Raw genomic sequence first — 18,411 nt, 5'->3', positions numbered from 1 at the left:
AACGAATCGAAAACAGGTGTTGGGCCTTTCGCGGGCACGCCCGCTCCCACAGGTAACCCACAGATCCAGAGATGTGTGCAGTACCTGTGGGAGCGGGCGTGCCCGCGAAAGGGCCGGTACAGGCATACAGCAGAGGACAGACCCCATGAAGTTCGAAGGCACCCGCGACTACGTCGCCACAGACGACCTGAAACTGGCGGTAAACGCGGCCATCACCCTCGAACGCCCGCTGTTGGTAAAGGGTGAGCCCGGCACCGGCAAGACCATGCTGGCCGAGCAGCTGGCGGCCTCGTTCGGCGCGCGGCTGATCACCTGGCACATCAAGTCCACCACCAAGGCCCACCAGGGCCTGTACGAGTACGACGCGGTCAGCCGCCTGCGTGACTCGCAGCTGGGCGTGGACAAGGTGCACGATGTGCGCAACTACCTGAAAAAGGGCAAGCTGTGGGAGGCTTTCGAGGCCGATGAGCGGGTTATCCTGCTGATCGACGAAATCGACAAGGCCGACATCGAGTTCCCCAACGACCTGCTGCAAGAGTTGGACAAGATGGAGTTCTACGTCTACGAAATCGACGAGACCATCAAGGCCAAACAGCGCCCGATCATCATCATTACCTCCAACAACGAAAAAGAGCTGCCAGACGCCTTCCTGCGCCGCTGCTTCTTCCACTACATCGCCTTCCCCGACCGCACCACGCTGCAGCAGATTGTCGACGTGCACTACCCGAACATCAGCCAGTCGCTGGTCAGCGAGGCGCTGGATGTGTTCTTCGACGTGCGCAAGGTGCCGGGCCTGAAGAAAAAGCCGTCCACCTCCGAGCTGGTCGACTGGCTCAAGCTGCTGATGGCCGACAACATCGGTGAAGCCGTACTGCGCGAACGCGACCCCACCAAGGCCATCCCGCCGCTGGCCGGCGCGCTGGTAAAAAACGAGCAAGACGTGCAGCTGCTGGAGCGCCTGGCCTTCATGAGCCGGCGCGGCAACCGCTGACAGGAGCCGGGCCATGCTGCTCAACCTGTTCAATGAAATGCGCGCGGCCAAGGTGCCGGTGTCGGTACGCGAGTTGCTGGACCTGCACCAGGCCCTGCAAAAGCACGTGGTGTTCGCCGACATGGACGAATTCTACTACCTCGCCCGCGCCATCCTGGTGAAGGACGAACGCCATTTCGACAAATTCGACCGGGCCTTCGCCGCCTACTTTCAGGGCCTGGAAAACCTCGACCGGCACATCGAGGCGCTGATCCCCGACGACTGGCTGCGCAAGGAGTTCGAGCGTTCGCTCACCGATGAAGAACGTGCGCAGATCCAGTCCCTGGGGGGCCTGGACAAGCTGATCGAGGAGTTCAAAAAACGCCTTGAGGAGCAAAAGGAACGCCACGCCGGCGGCAACAAGTGGATCGGTACCGGCGGTACCAGCCCGTTCGGCTCGGGCGGCTTCAACCCCGAAGGCATCCGCGTGGGTGAGGCAGGCAAACGCCAGGGCAAAGCGGTCAAGGTGTGGGACCAGCGCGAGTACAAGAACCTCGACGACCAGGTGGAGCTTGGCACGCGCAACATCAAGCTGGCCCTGCGCCGGCTGCGCAAGTTCGCCCGTGAAGGCGCCGCCGAAGAGCTGGACATCAACGGCACCATCGACCATACCGCGCGGGACGCCGGCTTGCTGAACATCCAGATGCGCCCCGAACGGCGCAACACGGTGAAGCTGCTGTTGCTGTTCGACATCGGCGGTTCGATGGACGCCCACATCAAGGTTTGCGAAGAGCTATTCTCGGCCTGCAAGACCGAGTTCAAGCACCTGGAGTACTACTACTTCCACAACTGCGTGTACGAGTCGGTGTGGAAGAACAACCTGCGCCGCACCTCGGAGCGGTATTCCACCTTCGACCTGCTGCACAAATATGGCGATGACTACAAAGTGGTGTTCGTCGGCGATGCGGCCATGGCGCCCTACGAAATCACCCAGCCGGGTGGCAGCGTGGAGCACTGGAACGAAGAAGCCGGGTATGTGTGGCTGCAGCGCTTCATGGAGAAATTCAAGAAGATCATCTGGATCAACCCGTACCCCAAGCAGGCCTGGGACTACACCGCATCGACCCACCTGGTGCGGGACCTGATCGAAGACAAGATGTACCCGCTGACCTTGCAGGGGCTGGAAGAAGGGATGCGGTACCTGTCCAAGTGATATGGCCTGTACCGGCCTCTTCGCGGGCTCGCCCGCTCCCACAGGTATTCCACAAACCTCAGCGTCTGTGGTGTACCTGTGGGAGCGGGCGAGCCCGCGAAAGGGCCGGCGGCCTTACAACCAACGGCCCAGATATATCTGCTGCTCCCGCCAGGCCTCGTCCTGCACAACCGCCCTGAACCGCACCACCGCCCCCGGCATGCACTGCGCCAGTTGCGCCAGCGCCAACGGCGTCAACGCCCCCAGCCGCGGATAGCCGCCAATGGTCTGCCGGTCATTGAGCAACACGATCGGCTGCCCATCCGGCGGCACCTGCACCGCCCCCAGCGGTATCCCCTCAGAAATCATCGGCGCCCCCTGGTAAACCAGCTGCGGTCCCAGCAGGCGGATGCCCATGCGGTCAGCCCGGCTGTCCAGCGTCCACTCCCGGTTGAAGGCTTCGAACAGGCTGGTACCACTGAAATCACCGATCTGTGCGCCCATCATCAGGTCGAGCACAGGCTTTTCTGCGTACTGCGGGCGCAACGCTTGCGGTACCTCGCGCAGGGTTGCATCGCTGCCGGTAAACGCTAATGCCTGGCCTGTAGCCAGCGCAGCACCCTGGCCATTGATGCCACCCAGTGCTTCACGTACCACCGTGGCACAGCTGCCCAGTACATCCTCGCCGAGGAACCCGCCCGGTGCCGCCAAGTACGCCCGCACGCCCTGCTTCGGCTGCTTCAGGGTCAAGCGCTGGCCCTTGCCCAGGGCAAAGCTGCGCCAGGGCGCGACAGGCTGATCATCGACGCGTGCATCCAGATCGGCACCGGCCAGGGCCAGCACACAATCCTGTTCGGCCACTACGCAAAAGCCACCCAGCGCCACCTCGACCACCGGTGCCCCCAACGGGTTGCCCAGCAGCCAGTTGGCCCAGTGCATGGCCACCCAGTCCAGCGCGCCGCCCTGGGTCACGCCCAGGTGGCGCACGCCGAAGCGGCCAGCATCCTGCAACTGGCACAGCGGCATGCTGGCCTCGATCTTCAACTGCTTCACCCTTGTGCCTCCACATCGCCGCCCAACGCCAGGAACTCGCTGCGCGAAACCGGCACGAAACGCACCCGGTCGCCGGGCTGCAACAGGCTGTAGCCCTCCCGCTCACGGTCGAACAGGCGCACCGGGGTGCGCCCGATCAGGTTCCAGCCACCCGGCGATACCGCCGGATACGCCGCCGTCTGGCGCTCGGCAATGCCCACGCTTCCCGCCGCCACCCGCTTGCGCGGGGTGCTCAGGCGAGGACTGGCCAGGCGTTCGTCGACCAGGCCCATGAAACCGAAACCGGGGGCGAAGCCCAAAGCGAACACGGGATAATCACGTTCGCTGTGCAAGCGCACAACCTCGGCTTCACTCAAACCGCTGCGGGCCGCCAGCACAGGCAGTTCAGGGCCGACACTGGCGTCGTACCACACCGGGATCTCGTGGCGTCGGCCACCACTGCCGGTGTCTGGCTGCAACCCTTCCAGCGCCTGGGTGATCAGCGCCCTCGCCTGGCCCGGCGGCAGGTCGAACTGCACCATCAGCGTAGTGTAGGACGGCACCAGGTCCAGCAGGTGCTCGCCGAACGCGTCGCTCAGGCGCTGACTGGCGGCCAGCATCCACGGCATGTTGGCCTCGTCGATACGGTCGAACAGGCGCACCATCAGGCTGTCGATGGCCACCACTTCGATGCGTGTTTTCATCGCGGCTCCAGGGCATCGAGTGCCTGGCGTATCTGCCGCACCGCCGCCACCGAACTGTCGTTGTCGCCATGAACGCAAAGGGTGCTGGCCTGCAGGCGCAGGGCGCTGCCATCGTCCGCCACCAGCGTATCGCCACGGGCCAGGCGCACAGCCTGCTCCACCACCACCGCCGGGTCGTGATGCACCGCGCCAGGCAAGCGGCGCGACACCAGGTGGCCGCTGGCGGTGTAGGCGCGGTCGGCGAACGCCTCGAACCACAGCGGCACGCCGATTTCATCGCCCAGGGCCTGGGCGGCGCGGTTGTCGGCGGTGGCCATCAGCATCAACGGCAGGTTGCTGTCGTAGGCCGCCACGGCCTCCAGCACGGTACGCAGCTTGAGCGGGTCGGCCATCATGTCGTTGTACAGCGCGCCATGGGGCTTCACATAGGCCACGCGGCCACCCAGCACTTTGCAGATACCGTCCAGCGCACCGATCTGGTAGTGCAGCAGGTCGCGGATTTCCTCGGGGCTGCAGGCCATGGAGCGGCGGCCGAAGCCGACCAGGTCCGGGTAGGCCGGGTGCGCGCCGATTGTCACGCCATGCTCCAGCGCCAGGGCCACGGTGCGGCGCATGATGCCGGGGTCGCCGGCGTGGTAGCCACAGGCAATGTTGGCGCAATCGATGTAGGGCATTACCTCGGCGTCCAGGCCCATGCGCCAGCTGCCGAAACTCTCGCCCATGTCGCAATTGAGTAGCAGGCGTTCCACCACGCGGTCTCCCTTGTTGTTGTTCATAAGCCTACCTTACCGCGCCTTGAGCAGTTTGCCGCGGGTTTCCGGTAGGCTCAGCGCCGCCAAGATGAACACGCCACGGATCATCCCGGTAGAAAACAAGGTAAAGCCTTGTGCACGAGCACCAGACAAGGGAGATCGGGAGCGATGAGTTCAACGCCGCCCAGGTCTGGAAATTGTAATTTTTACACCGTCATGCATGGGAACAGATAATCTTCTAATTTCCAGGCCGTGGTCTTGTATCTCATTAAAGAGCTGAGATGTAGAATTCTCTGCAAACATTTGAATTGCGGCGGTACTCGGAACCCCCTCCATACGCCCTGAACGTGCCGCGTCATAAAGGAGCTCCCTTTCAAACAACCTCCCCTGAGCGGCACCTGTTTGCAAACCATCTTTCAAGCCATGCGTATAGGCCTCTTGGCCACCCATCATCGCCCCAGCTTCAAACCCCGTTACGAAACCTTCATCACGCCCCAACCCCAGCCCTTCTTCTTTACCCTTATTGAAGGCTTCCTGCGCAGCCATTTTCGCCTTCGATTCTTTTTGGGCTTTTATCTTGGCTCTATATCGCGGAGAGAGCTTTTTAAGAAATTTAGGCGTCAGCCGACTGAGCAAAGAGGAAGATTGCCCGGTAGGGTCTATACGATTAATCGGATCCCCCAGACAATAAACATAGCTATTAAACCCACCTCGATCGAATGGACTGAGAGTGTCGGCCGAATAAAACCTCATGAGAGCGGGTGAGTAAACGCGGCGCCCAGCGCCTAACAAATAACTACCAGAAGCCTGATCCAAAAGCTGCCCCACAAAACCGGTTCTTGACTCAATGGCTTCGTACTTAGCCCCAAAAAAGCCATACGCCGTATACCCTAGGTCTTGAGCGATGCCACCCATACCAAATACTGTTCCAGCATGATCCACCAACGGCAACCGGCTTAAACCGGCCGCTTGTTCGCCCAAAAGCAAGCGAGAATGCCGAAAGAACGATACAGCCTCACCAGCCTGCAAAATGGAAACAGCACCATTCGAATAGAAGAGTCTTGCTGCCGCTTTCAAAGGCTTCATACTCATCACCCTATAACTTGACTTGATTAAAGCAACAATCAAAATTAAGTCATGCATCTACCCGGGCATCAACTAGCAAAAATGACAGGTATAATGGGAGGTATTATCGCCAACTTTCCTTGACTGCCCTGCGCCGCCCGCCCAGGATTACCCAGCCAAGCCCCAGCAACAGGCTTTCGACCACAAAGGCCAGCACAAACCCTGCACCAACACCCCAGCCAACCGCCTCGGGCACCAGCAGAATCTGGTAGCTGTATCCATTGAGGGTTTCTTCGCGCAACTGCGGGTCGGCCTGCACCAGCACATGCCAGGTACGCTGGGCCCAGGGCCCTTGCAGCGCCTGCCATTCGTTTTCCAGCAGTTCGTTGCGGATCATCAGGCTTTCGATGCTGTTGGCATCACTGTTGAACACCGGGTCGTCACTGCTGCGGTAATGCTGCAGCAACGCCTGCAAGTCGCCCTTGAAAAAGCGCTCGGCCGTTTGCCGGAACCCATCAAGCGCCTCGCGCGATTCGAACAGGTGCGCCTCGACCCGCTGGCTATAGTCCTTGACCAGCCCCGGGACCTGGATACCGGCCAGCAGGCCGAAGGTGAACAGCAGCAACCGCAGGTAACTTCTGAACATGCAGCGTCCTTAGCTCTGGCCGTGCGCCACGCACTCGCCGTGCCGCCACAGGGCCCATTGACCCGGCTCGTAGCGGTGCCAGGTCTCGTTCTCGGTCAGGGCCTCGGTGGCAATCACCGTGACCACATCGTTGGGGGTGGTTTCGGTATGAAAATCGACGATCAGGTCGACATCCTTCAACCGCGCGGCACCAAACGGCGCACGGCGGGTAATGTGCACCAGCTTGGTCGAGCAGAAGCAGAACAGCCAGTCGCCGTCGCTGAGCATGCAGTTGAACACGCCCAGGCCCCGGTACTCGGCACAGGCTTCGACCAGCACCGGCAGCAGCTGTTCCACCGGCACCGGCTCGGGGAAGGCACTGCGGATGCGGTTGAGCAGGTCGCAGAAAGCCGCTTCGCTGTCGGTGTCGCCCACCGGCCGGTAGAAACTGGCCAGGCCCTTGAAGTCGCCCAGTTGCCCGTTGTGCGCGAAGCACCAGTTGCGGCCCCACATTTCCCGTACGAACGGGTGGGTGTTGGACAGGCAGACCTTGCCGACGTTGGCCTGGCGGATATGGCCGATCACCACTTCACTCTTGATCGGGTAGCGCTGCACCAGGTTGGCCACTTCCGACTCGCTGCTCGCGGCCGGGTCCTGGAACAGGCGCAGACCGCGGCCTTCGTAGAAGCCGATGCCCCAGCCGTCACGGTGCGGGCCGGTACGGCCACCGCGCTGCATCAGGCCGGTGAAGCTGAAAACGATGTCGGTGGGGACGTTGGCACTCATGCCCAGCAGTTCGCACATAGGCGTGTCTCCTGCGCTTACAGACGGGGCTCGACCCGGCCATTGCCGCGGGGTGCGGCAGGGCGTGGGTCGTCGCGGTAACGGTCGCCGCGCTCGGCGGCCAAGGGGGCTTGCCCGCCGACCTGGTTATCTTCGTCCGCCTGGCGCTTGGCGGCGGCCTCGGCTTGCGCACGGCGCTCGCGGGCGCGCTTTTCCAGCGGCCAGCGCAGCAGCACGAAGAGGAAATACAGGCCGAAGGCAATCATGCCGTACATGGCGAAGTCGGACACCGCACGCCAGGCGTTGTTGCCGACCTTGAAGGCGACATCCAGCGCGGTGATGGCGATGGCCGGGGCGAAGTTGTCCTTGACCGGGTCGACGACGGTCGGGGTCAGCAGCAGCACGGCCAGCACCACCCGCAGCGGTTCGCGCAGCCAGCGCCACATCCAGCCGGTGAGCTTGAAGCCCACCAGCAGGCAGCCCAGGGCGGCCACGGCGTACAGGCCCCAGGCGAAGGTGTAGTCGTTCTCGGTCATGGTGTTCGTGCAAGCCAGGCAAAGAGATGCCTATGATAAACACTTTTCCGGGCGCAGACAGTGTTTGCCTGTGCGGGCCTCTTCGCGGGCTCGCCCGCTCCCACAGGTATTGCGCTATCCCTGTGGGAGCGGGTTCACCCGCGAAGAGGCCCGCACAGGCGACCCCAATCAAGAGATCATCAATGCAAACCAAGCCCCAACCGCCCATCGCCCACGCCGACAATGCCGCCGACCCGTACGCCTGGCTGCAACAGCGCGACACCCCCGAGGTACTCGCCTACCTGCAAGCCGAAAACGCCTACCAGGAAGCCTGCCTGGCCGATCAGGCAGCGTTGCGCGAGCAGTTGTTCGAAGAGATCAAGGGCCGCATCCTGGAAACCGACCTGTCGCTGGCGGCCCCCTGGGGCCCCTACCTGTACTACACCCGCACCACCGCAGGCGACGAGTACCCACGCCACTACCGCTGCCCGCGCCCGGCCGACGACTCGAACACCGTCGATGAAAGCCAGGAGCAGCTGCTGCTCGACCCCAACGCCCTGGCCAATGGCGGCTTCCTGTCGCTGGGGGCGTTCAACGTCAGCCCCGACCACCGCCTGCTTGCCTACAGCCTCGATACCAGCGGCGATGAAATCTACACCCTGTACGTCAAGGACCTGGCCACTGGCAGCATCACCGCCCTGCCCTTCGACGACTGCGACGGCAGCCTGACCTGGGCCAACGACAGCCAGACGCTGTTCTTCGCCGAACTGGATGACACCCACCGGCCTTGGCGCCTGCGCCGCCACACCCTGGGCAGCGACGCTGCGCAGACCGTGTTCGAAGAACCCGACGGGCGCTTCTTCCTGCACTGCTACCGCACCAGTTCCGAGCGCCAGCTGGTGCTGCTGCTGAACAGCAAGACCACCAGCGAGGCCTGGGTACTGGACGCCGAAACCCCGCAGGCGCCGTTCACCTGCCTGGCGCCGCGTGTCGAAGGCCATGAGTACTTCCCCGACCATGGCCAGCTCGACGGCGAGTGGCGCTGGTTCATCCGCACCAACCAGGACGGTATCAACTTCGCCCTGTACCACGCCCCGGTCGCACCGGTGCCCAGCCGTGATCAATGGCAGGTGCTGGTGGCGCACCGCGACGCGATCATGCTCGAAGGCCTGAGCCTGAATGCCGGCGCCCTCACCCTGAGCCTGCGCGAAGGCGGCCTGCCGATCATCGAAGTACGCCCACAAGGCCTGCCGGCTTACCGCGTGGAACTGCCCGACGCCGCCTACAGCCTGTACGTGCAGGACAGCCTGGAGTTCGCCAGCACGCGCGTACGCCTGCGCTACGAAGCGCTCAACCGCCCAGCCCAGGTGCGCCAGCTGGAGCTGGCAACGGGCGCCCAGGCCGTGCTCAAGCAAACCCCGGTGCTGGGTGCGTTCGATGCCGATGACTATGTCAGTGAGCGCCTGTGGGCAACCGCCACGGACGGCACCCAGGTGCCGATCAGCCTGGTGCGTCGCCGCCAGGACCTGGGCAAGGCCGTGCCGCTATACCTGTACGGTTACGGCGCCTATGGCGAAAGCCTCGACCCGTGGTTCTCCCACGCGCGCCTGAGCCTGCTCGAACGCGGTGTAGCCTTTGCCATCGCCCATGTGCGCGGCGGCGGCGAACTGGGCGAAGCCTGGTACCGCGCCGGCAAGCAGGAGCACAAGCCCAACACCTTCAGCGACTTCATCGCCTGCGCCGAGCACCTGATTGCCGCAGGCGTGACCACGGCCGAGCGGCTGGCCATCAGCGGCGGCAGCGCCGGCGGCCTGCTGATAGGCGCAGTGCTGAACCTGCGCCCCGAGCTGTTCCGCTGTGCGATTGCCGAAGTGCCGTTTGTCGACGTACTCAACACCATGCTCGACCCCGAGCTGCCGCTGACCGTGACCGAGTACGACGAATGGGGCAACCCGCAGGAGCCAGAGGTGTATGAGCGGATCAAGGCGTATGCGCCCTACGAGAATGTAAGAGCGCACGCGTACCCGGCGATGCTGGTGGTGGCGGGTTACAACGACAGCCGCGTGCAGTACTGGGAAGCGGCCAAGTGGGTGGCGCGGTTGCGTACGCGCAAGACCGACAACAACCTGCTGCTGCTCAAGACCGAGATGGGGGCTGGGCATGGCGGGATGAGCGGGCGGTACCAGGGGTTGAAGGATGTGGCCCTGGAATATGCGTTCGTGTTTGGCGAGCTTGGTATCGCCTGAATCCAGGTTGAGCACCCTCGCGATCCCTGTGGGAGCGGGCAAGCCCGCGAAGAATTCAACGCGGTGCCTGGCACCGGCTGCGCCGGTGTTCGCGGGCATGCCCGCTCCCACATGACCGGCGCGGACCGTTAATGCTCAATCATCCTGCGCCGCCGGCTTCGCCGGGTCTTGGCGCAACCCTGGCAAAGGCTGGTCCTTCGGCGGCCCGGGCACCGGCATTGGCGGCAACAAGGGCGCCCCCGGCTGGCTGTCATACGCCTTGGGCGGCGTACTCGGGGTTATCTGCGGGTATGGCGTGGGCGTGGGCGTACCCGGCGCACCTGGCACCGGTGTAGTGAGCCTGGGCGGCGTACTGGCAGCTTCGGCCAAGGGCAGGCCAGCCATCAACAACGCGGTGAGGATCGCGTGAAACATCAGCAACCTCCTGTCGGGAACCTTCCTACAGGCTACGCCTAAATCAAAGCTTTCGCCTGTCCGCCTGCCCTGCAAGCGCGCTAGACTCAATGACATAACCGTCATCTGCCTGATCAGAACAAAGGAAACACCATGAGCTCCACTTCTTCCGCCGCCGCCACCGCGCGCCTCGACCGCATCCTGGCCGATGCCAAGCGTGACAAGGAAATGGGCTACCGCGACAAGGCCCTGAGAATGTACCCGCACGTTTGCGGCCGCTGCGCCCGCGAGTTCGCCGGCAAGCGCCTGAGCGAGCTGACCGTGCACCACCGTGACCACAACCACGACAACAACCCGCAGGACGGCTCCAACTGGGAGCTGCTGTGCCTGTACTGCCACGACAACGAGCACTCGCGTTACACCGACCAGCAGTACTTCAGCGAAGGCTCCACCAGCACGCCGAGCATCGCCAAGGCCACCCACAACCCGTTCGCCGCGCTGGCGGGCATGTTGAAGAAAGACTGACCATCGATTCGGCCCCCGCTGTTACCGGGCAGCCCGTATAATCGCGCTTTTTTCGCGAAGGGCCCCGGTACGTGGCAAACAAACGATACAGCTGCATCGGCCTGTTCAACCCAAAGTCGGCAGAAAACGTCGGCTCGGTGATGCGCGCTGCGGGCTGCTATGGCGTCAATTCGGTGTTCTACACCGGCAAACGCTACGAACGCGCGCGTGACTTCGTCACCGACACCAAGCGCGTGCACTACGACATTCCGCTGATCGGCATCGATGACCTGCAGCGCATCATCCCGCTGGGCTGCACACCGGTCGCGGTCGAGCTGGTGGAAGGTGCGCGGCCACTGCCGGAATATACCCACCCGGACCGGGCCATCTATATCTTCGGGCCGGAAGACGGCAGCCTCAGCCCCGAGGTGCGGGCGTGGTGCGAAGAGACCATCTACATCCCCACCGAAGGTTGCATGAACCTGGCGGCGACGGTGAATGTGGTGCTGTATGACCGCTTGGCCAAGGGGCTGAATACCCGCTCGGGGCCCAAGTTCAAATAAAAAGGCCGCTTTTGCGCTGGCCTGTACCGGCCTATCGCCGGCAAGCCAGCTCCCACAGGTCGTGCACAGGCCGTGAAGACTGTGTTACCTGTGGGAGCTGGCTTGCCGGCGATAGGGCCAGCAAAGCCACCACAAAAACGGCCAGGTGCTGAGCTCCGTCAGAACAGCACCGGTGTTGCTCAGATCACGAAGCGTTGATCCAGATGGTCTTCAGCTCCGTGTACTGGTCGTGGGCCCAGATGGACTTGTCGCGCCCACCAAAGCCAGACTCTTTGTAGCCGCCGAACGGCGTAGTCACGTCACCCTCGCCGAAGCAGTTGACCGTGACCACACCCGCGCGGATTTCACGCGACAGGCGCAGCGCATTGCGCAGGCTGCCGGTGTACGCCGAAGCCGCCAGGCCGTAGATGGTGTCGTTGGCGAGCTCGATGGCTTCATCGATGGTCTCGAAGCTGGTCACGCTCAGCACCGGGCCAAAGATTTCTTCCACGAACAATTTGTTGTCGCGGCCAACGTTGTCGACGATGGTCGGCTGCACGTACACGCCTTCCTCGGTTTCGCCACCCTGGACGATACTGAGCTTCTGCTCGGCGGCGTACTCCAGGTACGACTTGACCTTCTCGAAGTGCGACTTGCTGACCATGGCGCCCAGGCGATTGTCCGGGTCCATCGGGTCGCCCAGTTTCCAGTCCTTCAGGTGCTTGGCCATCAAGCCCAGCAGCTCATCCTTCACGTCCTTGTGGACGATCAGGCGCGAAGAAGCAGAGCAGTTCTCGCCCATGTTCCAGAACGCGCCGGCGGTGACGAACTGGGCCACTTCGTCCAGGTCTTCGCAGTCGTTCATGACCACGGCCGGGTTCTTGCCACCCAGTTCCAGGACGATGCGCTTGAGGTTGGACTCGGCAGCGTATTTCAGGAACAGGCGGCCAGTGTCGGTGGACCCCGTGAAGCTGACCATCGGGATGTCCATGTGGCGGCCGATGGCCTCGCCCACTTCACGGCCACCACCCGGCACCAGGTTGAACACACCGGCCGGAATGCCAGCCTCATGGGCCAGCTCGGCCACGCGCAGGGCGCTGAGGGTGGTTTCCTTGGCGGGTTTGACCACGATCGAGCAACCGGCAGCCAGCGACGGGGCGATCTTCCAGGCCAGCATCAGCAGCGGGAAGTTCCACGGCAGCACCAGGCCGACCACGCCGATGGCTTCACGCACCACCATGGTCACGGCAGCGTTGCCGGTCGGCGCGGTGGCGTCGTAGATCTTGTCGATCAGCTCGGCGTGCCAGCGAATGGTGTGGATGGTTTCCGGCACGTCGACGGCCTGGCACTCGCTGACCGGCTTGCCGCTGTCCAGCGCTTCCAGTACCGCCAGTTCGTGGGCGTTGTCTTCCAGCAACTGGGCGAACTTCTGCAGCACATGCTTGCGGTCGTTCGGCTGCATCTTCGACCAGGTGCCTTCTTCGAACACACGCTTGGCAGCCGCCACGGCCACGTTCACGTCATTGACGTCGCAGGCGGCGACTTCGGCCAGTTGCTTGCCGGTGGCCGGGTTGGTGGTGACGAAGGTGCGGCCGGAGATGGCGTCGCGGAATTCACCGTCGATGAACGCCTGGGTACGCAGTTGCAGTTCGGCGGCGATGGCCGCGTATTGTTCCTTGCTCAGCAATTCAGCCATTTTTCCAGCCTCCTTATTTGATCAGGGCGATGGTGGCCTTCAGTTCGGTGACCACGCGCTTGAGTTCCTGCTTCTCGGCGTCGTCCAGGTCGTACAGCGGCTTGCGCACGCCGCCGGTCTTCAGGCCGTTCAGGGCCACGCCGTTCTTGATGGCCTGGACGAACTTGCCACCTTCGAGGAAGTCCATCAGCGGCATCATGGCGGCCATGATCTTGCGGCCTTTGGCAAAGTCCTTCTCGATCACGCAGGCTTCGTACAGGGCCACGTGCTCACGCGGGATGAAGTTGGAGCCAGCGCAGACCCAGCTCTGCGCGCCCCAGGCGAAGAACTCCAGGGCCTGGTCGTCCCAGCCGCACGACAGCTGGATGTTCGGGCGATGGATGGCCAGGCGGTGCAGTTGGGCCATGTCGCCAGAGCTTTCCTTGATGGCGACGATGTTCTTCACATCAGCCACGGCATCGAAGAACTCTTCGCCCATGCTCACGCTCATGCGGCCCGGGTAGTTGTAGAGCATGATCGGCAGGCCAGCGGCGGCGTCGACCGCTTTGACGTGCAGGGCGATTTCCTGCTGGGTCGGCAGCGCGTACGGCGGGGTGCCGACCAGCAGCGCGTCAGCCTTGATTTCCTTGGCGTGCTGGGCGAAAGCCACAGCGTCTTCGGTGCGGATGCCACCGGTGCCGACGATCAGCGGCAGGCGGCCGTTGAGCACGTCCTTGGCCTGGGCGGCCAGCTCGATGCGCTCCTGGGTGGTGTGGGCGTAGTACTCGCCGGTGGAGCCGCCAATGATGACGCCATGGATTTTCGACTCGACCAGGTATTCGAGGACCTCGGCAAACGCTGCCTTGTCGATCGAGCCGTCCGCAGCCAGCGGAGTGATTGCCGGGGTGTAGATGCCTTCGAATTTCACGGTAGGTTCTCCAGTGCGTTGCTCAGTGTTGTAAAGACCGCCGCGCAACCACGCAGCGGCGGGTTGTAAGGTTTCAGCTCAGCGAAGCCGCTTGTTGCAGGTTCAGCGAGCGGGTTTCCGGGGCCAGGGCGACCGAGAAGGCCAGGCCGACGAAGGTCACGGCGGCAGCGGCATACATGGTGGCGCCGATGCCGTAGCTATCGAGCGCGATGGGCACCAGCCAGGTGCCGACCGCGGCACCGACCCGCGACATGGAGGTGCCCACGCCCACGGCGCCGGCACGGATTTCGGTAGGGAACAATTCGTTGGGGTACACCAGTTGCAGCACCTGGGCGCCACCGATGAACAAAGCGTAGGCACCGAACAGCACCAGGATGAGCATCTCGTTGCCGTTGCTGAAGGCACCCAGGCCCAGCAGCGCCAGCCCCGACCAGAAGAAGCTGTGCAGCAGCGTGGTGCGCCGGCCGAGGGTGTTGAGCAGGCGGGTGCCCACGATGCAGCCGACCACGAACAGGAAGGTGATGGCGATGGAGCCGATCGATGCCCAGTCACCTTTCAGGTTCAACGCACCCAGCACTTTCGGGGCGAACGCGTACACGGCGAACACCGGGATCACCGAGCAGGTCCAGAACATGGTGACGAACAGCATGCGTTTGCCGTAGCCGGAGTGCAGCAGGCTGAGGAACGACAGCTTGCGGGCCTTGGGCTCTTCCGGCAGGTTCTTCAGCGAAAAACCGTTGCCGTAGACACGCTTGATCACCTGCTCGGCCTCGGCCGAACGGCCTTTGCTGATCAGCCAGCGTGGCGATTCCGGGGTACCCAGGCGGATGGCGAACAGCAGCGCACCGATGACGGCAGCACTGGCCAGCACCAGGCGCCAGGCATCGTCGCCACCGTGGCGCAATATGGCCTCACCGGCCAAATAGGCGGTAGCGGCGCCGGCAAACCACAAAACCGTCAGCGTAGCCAGGCGCGGGCCACGGTTTTTCTTGGGCAGGAATTCCACCAGCAGCGAAGTTGCAACCGGGTATTCGATGCCTACGGCGATGCCAATCGCGAACCGTAGCAGGAACAGGGCCAGCGCCGACTCAACCCAGAACTGCGCGACCGAGGCCAGGATGAACAGGGTCGGGCCAACGAAAAACACGCGCTTGCGGCCAAAGCGGTCGGTCAGCCAACCGCCGAAAAAGCCACCGAAGAAAATGCCGATCAGCGCCGAAGCGGCAATCATGCCCTGCCAGAAACTGTTCAGGCTCAGGCCTGCAGACATCTGCACCATGGCCACGCCGATAATGCTCAGTACATAGCCATCGACAAACGAACCGCCGCCGGAACGCAGGGTCAGCAATTGGTGGAAGTTGTTGATCGGTACATCTTCAATCGAAACATTCGGATTTGTCATTGTTATTCCTGCCACGTCTGCTACATGCACATTTTCAAGGCGAGCGTGTCCGCGAAACTGAAAACTGCCTTCAGCCCCGGGTGATCGGACGACGCATCTCGATCATCAAATTCGGGCAAGCCGTGCCCGTGCCGGCCAAGTGACGCCGACGTAAAATGCTCTTTGGTCTAACTCAGATAGCGATCAGCTTTCTTTGCCAGCGCGCAACTGCCCCCACATCAGGTTGGCGTTCAGCCCCAGGGAAACCAAGGGCTGCGGCGGGTTTGCACAAGGCCCTGGGGCATTGAGCAAAAACTCGATCAGTTCGTTCTTGTCACCGGCCAGCCAGTCAGCCAGCAACTTGCCGGTGACGGTGCCACGGGTAACGCCCAGGCCGTTACAGCACAGTGCGCCGACGACATTGGGCGCCAACTTGCCGAAAAAGCCCATGTGGTTGCGCGACAGTGCCAGCGCACCGCCCCAGGTATATTCAAAGTTCACGTCAGGCAACATCGGGAAACGCCGGGCAAACGATTCGCGGTGGCGCTGAACAAAGCGCTCCAGGTATTTGCGGTTGCTACGGCCGTCGGGGTTGTAACTGAAGCTGTTGCGGATCAGCAGGCGGTTGTCGACGGTGCGGCGCATGGTGGTGCCGAACGGGTCGGCGGGGATCACGCCCCAGTAGGGTTTGCCGCCCAGGCGCGCCTGTTCTTCTTCGGTCAGCGGGCGGGTGATGCTGCCGTAGGTAAACACCGGCAGCATGCGGCCCTTGAGGAAACCGAAGCTCATGCCGAAGGCGTTGGTGGTGAGCACCAGCTTGTCGGCAGTGATCGAACCCTTGGCGTGGCGCAGCACCACCTTGTCACCGTACTCGACGTCTGTGATCGGTGTGTGTTCATACAGCGAGACGTTCGACGGCAGGCTATCGGCCAGGCCTTTGACCAACGCCGAGGGTTGCAGCAGGGCAGTGCCTGGCGTGAACAGGCCCTTGCGGTAGAAGTCCGTGCCGATGTGCTCGGGCAGGTCGCGCCCCTCGATCACTTCGTAGCGTTGACCCAGTTTGTCCAGCCCCCGGCGGTAGGCATCCAGCACGGCAATACCGCGGTCTTCGATGGCCGCCTGGTATTTGCCGCAATGACGGAACTGGCACTCGATGTCGTAGCGATCGATCAGGTCCTTGAGGTACTGCTGGCCACCCAGGTTGAGCTTGAGTACGGTCTTGGCGATGTCGATGTCGCCTATGTAGTCCTCGGCACCGATATCGTGCGGCAGGTCGATGGCAAAGCCGGCGTTGCGCCCGGAAGTGCCAAAGCCGACCTCCTGGGCTTCGACCAGCACGATCTCGTCATGCGGAAAGTTCGCTGCCAGCTGCCGTGCAGCAGCCAGGCCGGTGAAACCTGCCCCGACCACCACCCAGCGCGCCTGGCTGTGCCCACTGTGGGCCGGCCTTGGCGTACGCGGTTTGCTCAGGTGGTACCAGCCGCAGCTGGCGTCATCGGCAGGTAACGAACTTATTCTTGTCATGTCACTAACCTGGATCTTGTTGTCGATGGGTGGTCAACGCCGGTGGCCTGACCTTGGTAATTCATATCTGGATCGGTACATCCAGCCCTTGCGGTGCGGCGTACTCGGCCATGCGTCGGCGCGACAGCTCGAAGTGCTCGCGCACCAGCTGGCCGGCAGCTTGCGGGTCACGGCGCTCGATGGCCTGGATCATCTGCTCGTGCTGCTCGCAGGCAATTTCGAGGTCGCGCTGCATGTCATCGGTAGTCGGGTGGCGATAGAAGATCTTGCCCAGCCGGGTGTGATCGATCAGCAGGCGACGCAGGCTCGGCATCAGGTAGTCGTTGTGCGCCATCTTGCCGATTTCCAGGTGGAAGGCGTCGTTGTAGAGCACGCGGTTTTCCACGTCGCGCTCTTCGATGGCCTGACGGAACTGCGCCTGAATGGCCTTGAGCACTTCGATTTCATCAGCGCTGGCGTAGGTGGCGGCCAGCTGGGTGGTGGCCACGTAGATAAGCGGGGCGGCAACGTAGAAGCTGTGCAGCGACTGGTGGCTCATGGCGGCGACGCGTGGCGCGCGGTTGGCTTCCAGTTCGATATAGCCTTCGGCGGCAATCTGGCGCAGCAGCTCGCGGACCGGGGGGCGCGACAGGCCGAACTCGTCGCACAGCGCCAGTTCGTCCACCACGGCGCCCGGGGCCAGTTCCATGCTCATGATCCGGCGGCGCAGTGCTTCGGCGAGGACGGCTTTGCGGTCCTGCGGCACTTCGGCGGCGAGTGGTTGGACGGTGGCTTTCATGGCGGCCTTCTTTGTTGTCATAGCGCTATGTCTACTATTTGTATAACGACTATAGGGCACTGTTAGACAATGTGTCTACAGCATTTTCGATGAGCGGTTAAATCTGTCTGGGCCTTTGTTTTTAAGGGTTCCAGCGGTTTTCCAGGGTGAGATTAAACACCCTTGGGGATGCATTGCCAAACCGGACAAGTAAGTATCCAGATCCGACAAATCTGCGGCTCGGATGGCCGCTGGGCGACCCGAATGAACGCTGGCGGCATCCGGCAGGTCAGCTGCTTACATTTCACACGGAGGTCTTGCCATGCTCGATATCCACGCTGCTGCGTCTTCGCAGCACAATGTCCATGGTTTGGAACGGGTCGGCTCGCTGGCCGGCGGGGCGCTGATGCTCAGCAAGGGGCTACGCCATGGCGGCCTGATCGGCTTGCTGCAGATGGTGGTGGGCGGTATTGCGGTGGCTCGCGGGGTCAGCGGGCATTGCTCGACCAAGGCCTGGTGGCAGCAGCATCGGCAGGAGTACCACCGGTTGCGTTCGGATATAGAACGCAGTGCGGCGGAGCTGGAAGTGTTGAAGGCCAGTGCCAGGGCGGCAACCAGAGGGGTGACGGTGACCGGGAAGGATCCGTTGGCTGACAGCTGACTCTGGTCGGCCTGTGCTGGCCTCTTCGCGGTGTACGACCGGAGACATCGTTTACATCGTAAACCGGGGACATGGTTTACACATTTGAGGCTTGGACGCGGTTTGCACCCCGTTCAAGCCTCCCCAGGAGATGGTCACACAGGAACACATCCCAAACATCAT

The 18,411-nt window shown here is 62.8% G+C and carries 19 protein-coding genes; 6 read left to right on the top strand and 13 right to left on the bottom strand.

Features of this window, described 5'->3' with window-relative positions:
* Positions 1-145 precede the first annotated feature (145 nt).
* Together AK81_RS22650 and AK81_RS22645 are read left to right on the top strand one after the other, a co-directional pair.
* Positions 146-991 carry an AAA family ATPase gene (locus tag AK81_RS22650; RefSeq protein WP_003254658.1) on the top strand — a complete coding sequence of 282 codons (846 nt, stop codon included), beginning with the start codon at positions 146-148 and terminating at the stop codon, positions 989-991.
* 13 nt (positions 992-1,004) lie between these two features.
* On the top strand, positions 1,005-2,183 hold the full coding sequence (locus AK81_RS22645; RefSeq protein WP_043202690.1) for a vWA domain-containing protein: 1,179 nt from the start codon (positions 1,005-1,007) through the stop codon (positions 2,181-2,183).
* A gap of 114 nt (positions 2,184-2,297) precedes the next feature.
* Here AK81_RS22645 and AK81_RS22640 read toward each other — a convergent pair whose 3' ends face one another.
* The 7 genes from AK81_RS22640 to AK81_RS22610 form a co-directional block, all read right to left on the bottom strand.
* On the bottom strand, positions 2,298-3,215 hold the full coding sequence (locus AK81_RS22640; protein WP_043202688.1) for a biotin-dependent carboxyltransferase family protein: 918 nt from the start codon (positions 3,213-3,215) through the stop codon (positions 2,298-2,300).
* Complete coding sequence (pxpB, locus tag AK81_RS22635) at positions 3,212-3,898, bottom strand: 5-oxoprolinase subunit PxpB (protein ID WP_043202686.1); 687 nt, start codon at positions 3,896-3,898, stop codon at positions 3,212-3,214. The genes AK81_RS22640 and pxpB overlap by 4 nt, the downstream gene beginning before the upstream one ends.
* On the bottom strand, positions 3,895-4,674 hold the full coding sequence (locus tag AK81_RS22630; protein ID WP_043202684.1) for a 5-oxoprolinase subunit PxpA: 780 nt from the start codon (positions 4,672-4,674) through the stop codon (positions 3,895-3,897). The genes pxpB and AK81_RS22630 overlap by 4 nt, the downstream gene beginning before the upstream one ends.
* A gap of 150 nt (positions 4,675-4,824) precedes the next feature.
* Positions 4,825-5,793 carry an RHS repeat-associated core domain-containing protein gene (locus tag AK81_RS22625; protein WP_081042134.1) on the bottom strand — a complete coding sequence of 323 codons (969 nt, stop codon included), beginning with the start codon at positions 5,791-5,793 and terminating at the stop codon, positions 4,825-4,827.
* 46 nt (positions 5,794-5,839) lie between these two features.
* A complete protein-coding gene (locus AK81_RS22620) occupies positions 5,840-6,361 on the bottom strand; it encodes a DUF2937 family protein (RefSeq protein ID WP_043202682.1) in 522 nt (173 codons plus the stop codon).
* A 9-nt stretch (positions 6,362-6,370) separates the two neighbouring features.
* Positions 6,371-7,144, bottom strand: coding sequence for a class II glutamine amidotransferase (locus AK81_RS22615; RefSeq protein ID WP_043202679.1), 774 nt, complete (start codon positions 7,142-7,144; stop codon positions 6,371-6,373).
* 17 nt (positions 7,145-7,161) lie between these two features.
* Positions 7,162-7,659, bottom strand: coding sequence for a hypothetical protein (locus tag AK81_RS22610; protein ID WP_043202676.1), 498 nt, complete (start codon positions 7,657-7,659; stop codon positions 7,162-7,164).
* A 182-nt stretch (positions 7,660-7,841) separates the two neighbouring features.
* Here AK81_RS22610 and AK81_RS22605 point away from each other — a divergent pair, with 182 nt between their 5' ends.
* A complete protein-coding gene (locus tag AK81_RS22605) occupies positions 7,842-9,884 on the top strand; it encodes a S9 family peptidase (RefSeq protein WP_043202674.1) in 2,043 nt (680 codons plus the stop codon).
* A gap of 135 nt (positions 9,885-10,019) precedes the next feature.
* On the opposite strand, the gene AK81_RS22600 is transcribed toward AK81_RS22605, so the two are convergent.
* A complete protein-coding gene (locus tag AK81_RS22600; RefSeq protein ID WP_043202671.1) occupies positions 10,020-10,298 on the bottom strand; it encodes a hypothetical protein in 279 nt (92 codons plus the stop codon).
* 132 nt (positions 10,299-10,430) lie between these two features.
* On the opposite strand from AK81_RS22600, the gene AK81_RS22595 reads away from it, so the two are divergent.
* Complete coding sequence (locus AK81_RS22595; protein WP_016488597.1) at positions 10,431-10,802, top strand: YajD family HNH nuclease; 372 nt, start codon at positions 10,431-10,433, stop codon at positions 10,800-10,802.
* 71 nt (positions 10,803-10,873) lie between these two features.
* The gene (locus AK81_RS22590; RefSeq protein WP_028613410.1) at positions 10,874-11,344 is read left to right on the top strand and encodes an RNA methyltransferase; all 471 of its coding nucleotides are present in this window, start codon (positions 10,874-10,876) and stop codon (positions 11,342-11,344) included.
* 184 nt (positions 11,345-11,528) lie between these two features.
* On the opposite strand, the gene AK81_RS22585 is transcribed toward AK81_RS22590, so the two are convergent.
* From AK81_RS22585 to AK81_RS22565, 5 genes are all read right to left on the bottom strand, one after another.
* A complete protein-coding gene (locus tag AK81_RS22585) occupies positions 11,529-13,019 on the bottom strand; it encodes an aldehyde dehydrogenase (RefSeq protein ID WP_043202664.1) in 1,491 nt (496 codons plus the stop codon).
* Positions 13,020-13,032: 13 nt separating this feature from the next.
* Positions 13,033-13,926: a dihydrodipicolinate synthase family protein gene (locus tag AK81_RS22580; protein ID WP_043202662.1), complete on the bottom strand. Its 894-nt coding sequence runs from the start codon at positions 13,924-13,926 to the stop codon at positions 13,033-13,035.
* A 73-nt stretch (positions 13,927-13,999) separates the two neighbouring features.
* The gene (locus tag AK81_RS22575) at positions 14,000-15,328 is read right to left on the bottom strand and encodes an MFS transporter (protein WP_043202659.1); all 1,329 of its coding nucleotides are present in this window, start codon (positions 15,326-15,328) and stop codon (positions 14,000-14,002) included.
* A gap of 183 nt (positions 15,329-15,511) precedes the next feature.
* Positions 15,512-16,831, bottom strand: coding sequence for an NAD(P)/FAD-dependent oxidoreductase (locus AK81_RS22570; RefSeq protein ID WP_043202657.1), 1,320 nt, complete (start codon positions 16,829-16,831; stop codon positions 15,512-15,514).
* A gap of 61 nt (positions 16,832-16,892) precedes the next feature.
* A complete protein-coding gene (locus AK81_RS22565) occupies positions 16,893-17,609 on the bottom strand; it encodes a GntR family transcriptional regulator (protein ID WP_043202655.1) in 717 nt (238 codons plus the stop codon).
* Between the two features lie 301 nt (positions 17,610-17,910).
* On the opposite strand from AK81_RS22565, the gene AK81_RS22560 reads away from it, so the two are divergent.
* The gene (locus AK81_RS22560) at positions 17,911-18,249 is read left to right on the top strand and encodes a YgaP family membrane protein (protein WP_043202654.1); all 339 of its coding nucleotides are present in this window, start codon (positions 17,911-17,913) and stop codon (positions 18,247-18,249) included.
* Positions 18,250-18,411 lie beyond the last annotated feature (162 nt).

Origin of the sequence: Pseudomonas putida W15Oct28, from assembly GCF_000708715.2 — a bacterium.
Taxonomy (GTDB): domain Bacteria; phylum Pseudomonadota; class Gammaproteobacteria; order Pseudomonadales; family Pseudomonadaceae; genus Aquipseudomonas; species Aquipseudomonas putida_R.
Note: the sequence above shows the minus strand (reverse complement) of the source record. Positions and strands in the feature narration are given on the sequence as shown.

What these genes read in the sequence shown, in the direction of transcription:
- AK81_RS22650 (WP_003254658.1), top strand. Translation starts at nt 146, where the DNA reads ATGAAGTTCGAAGGCACCCGCGACTACGTCGCCACAGACGACCTGAAA.
- AK81_RS22645 (WP_043202690.1), top strand. Translation starts at nt 1,005, where the DNA reads ATGCTGCTCAACCTGTTCAATGAAATGCGCGCGGCCAAGGTGCCGGTG.
- pxpB (WP_043202686.1), bottom strand. Translation starts at nt 3,898, where the DNA reads ATGAAAACACGCATCGAAGTGGTGGCCATCGACAGCCTGATGGTGCGC.
- AK81_RS22630 (WP_043202684.1), bottom strand. Translation starts at nt 4,674, where the DNA reads ATGAACAACAACAAGGGAGACCGCGTGGTGGAACGCCTGCTACTCAAT.
- AK81_RS22625 (WP_081042134.1), bottom strand. Translation starts at nt 5,793, where the DNA reads ATGCATGACTTAATTTTGATTGTTGCTTTAATCAAGTCAAGTTATAGG.
- AK81_RS22620 (WP_043202682.1), bottom strand. Translation starts at nt 6,361, where the DNA reads ATGTTCAGAAGTTACCTGCGGTTGCTGCTGTTCACCTTCGGCCTGCTG.
- AK81_RS22615 (WP_043202679.1), bottom strand. Translation starts at nt 7,144, where the DNA reads ATGTGCGAACTGCTGGGCATGAGTGCCAACGTCCCCACCGACATCGTT.
- AK81_RS22610 (WP_043202676.1), bottom strand. Translation starts at nt 7,659, where the DNA reads ATGACCGAGAACGACTACACCTTCGCCTGGGGCCTGTACGCCGTGGCC.
- AK81_RS22605 (WP_043202674.1), top strand. Translation starts at nt 7,842, where the DNA reads ATGCAAACCAAGCCCCAACCGCCCATCGCCCACGCCGACAATGCCGCC.
- AK81_RS22600 (WP_043202671.1), bottom strand. Translation starts at nt 10,298, where the DNA reads ATGTTTCACGCGATCCTCACCGCGTTGTTGATGGCTGGCCTGCCCTTG.
- AK81_RS22595 (WP_016488597.1), top strand. Translation starts at nt 10,431, where the DNA reads ATGAGCTCCACTTCTTCCGCCGCCGCCACCGCGCGCCTCGACCGCATC.
- AK81_RS22585 (WP_043202664.1), bottom strand. Translation starts at nt 13,019, where the DNA reads ATGGCTGAATTGCTGAGCAAGGAACAATACGCGGCCATCGCCGCCGAA.
- AK81_RS22575 (WP_043202659.1), bottom strand. Translation starts at nt 15,328, where the DNA reads ATGACAAATCCGAATGTTTCGATTGAAGATGTACCGATCAACAACTTC.
- AK81_RS22570 (WP_043202657.1), bottom strand. Translation starts at nt 16,831, where the DNA reads ATGACAAGAATAAGTTCGTTACCTGCCGATGACGCCAGCTGCGGCTGG.
- AK81_RS22565 (WP_043202655.1), bottom strand. Translation starts at nt 17,609, where the DNA reads ATGAAAGCCACCGTCCAACCACTCGCCGCCGAAGTGCCGCAGGACCGC.
- AK81_RS22560 (WP_043202654.1), top strand. Translation starts at nt 17,911, where the DNA reads ATGCTCGATATCCACGCTGCTGCGTCTTCGCAGCACAATGTCCATGGT.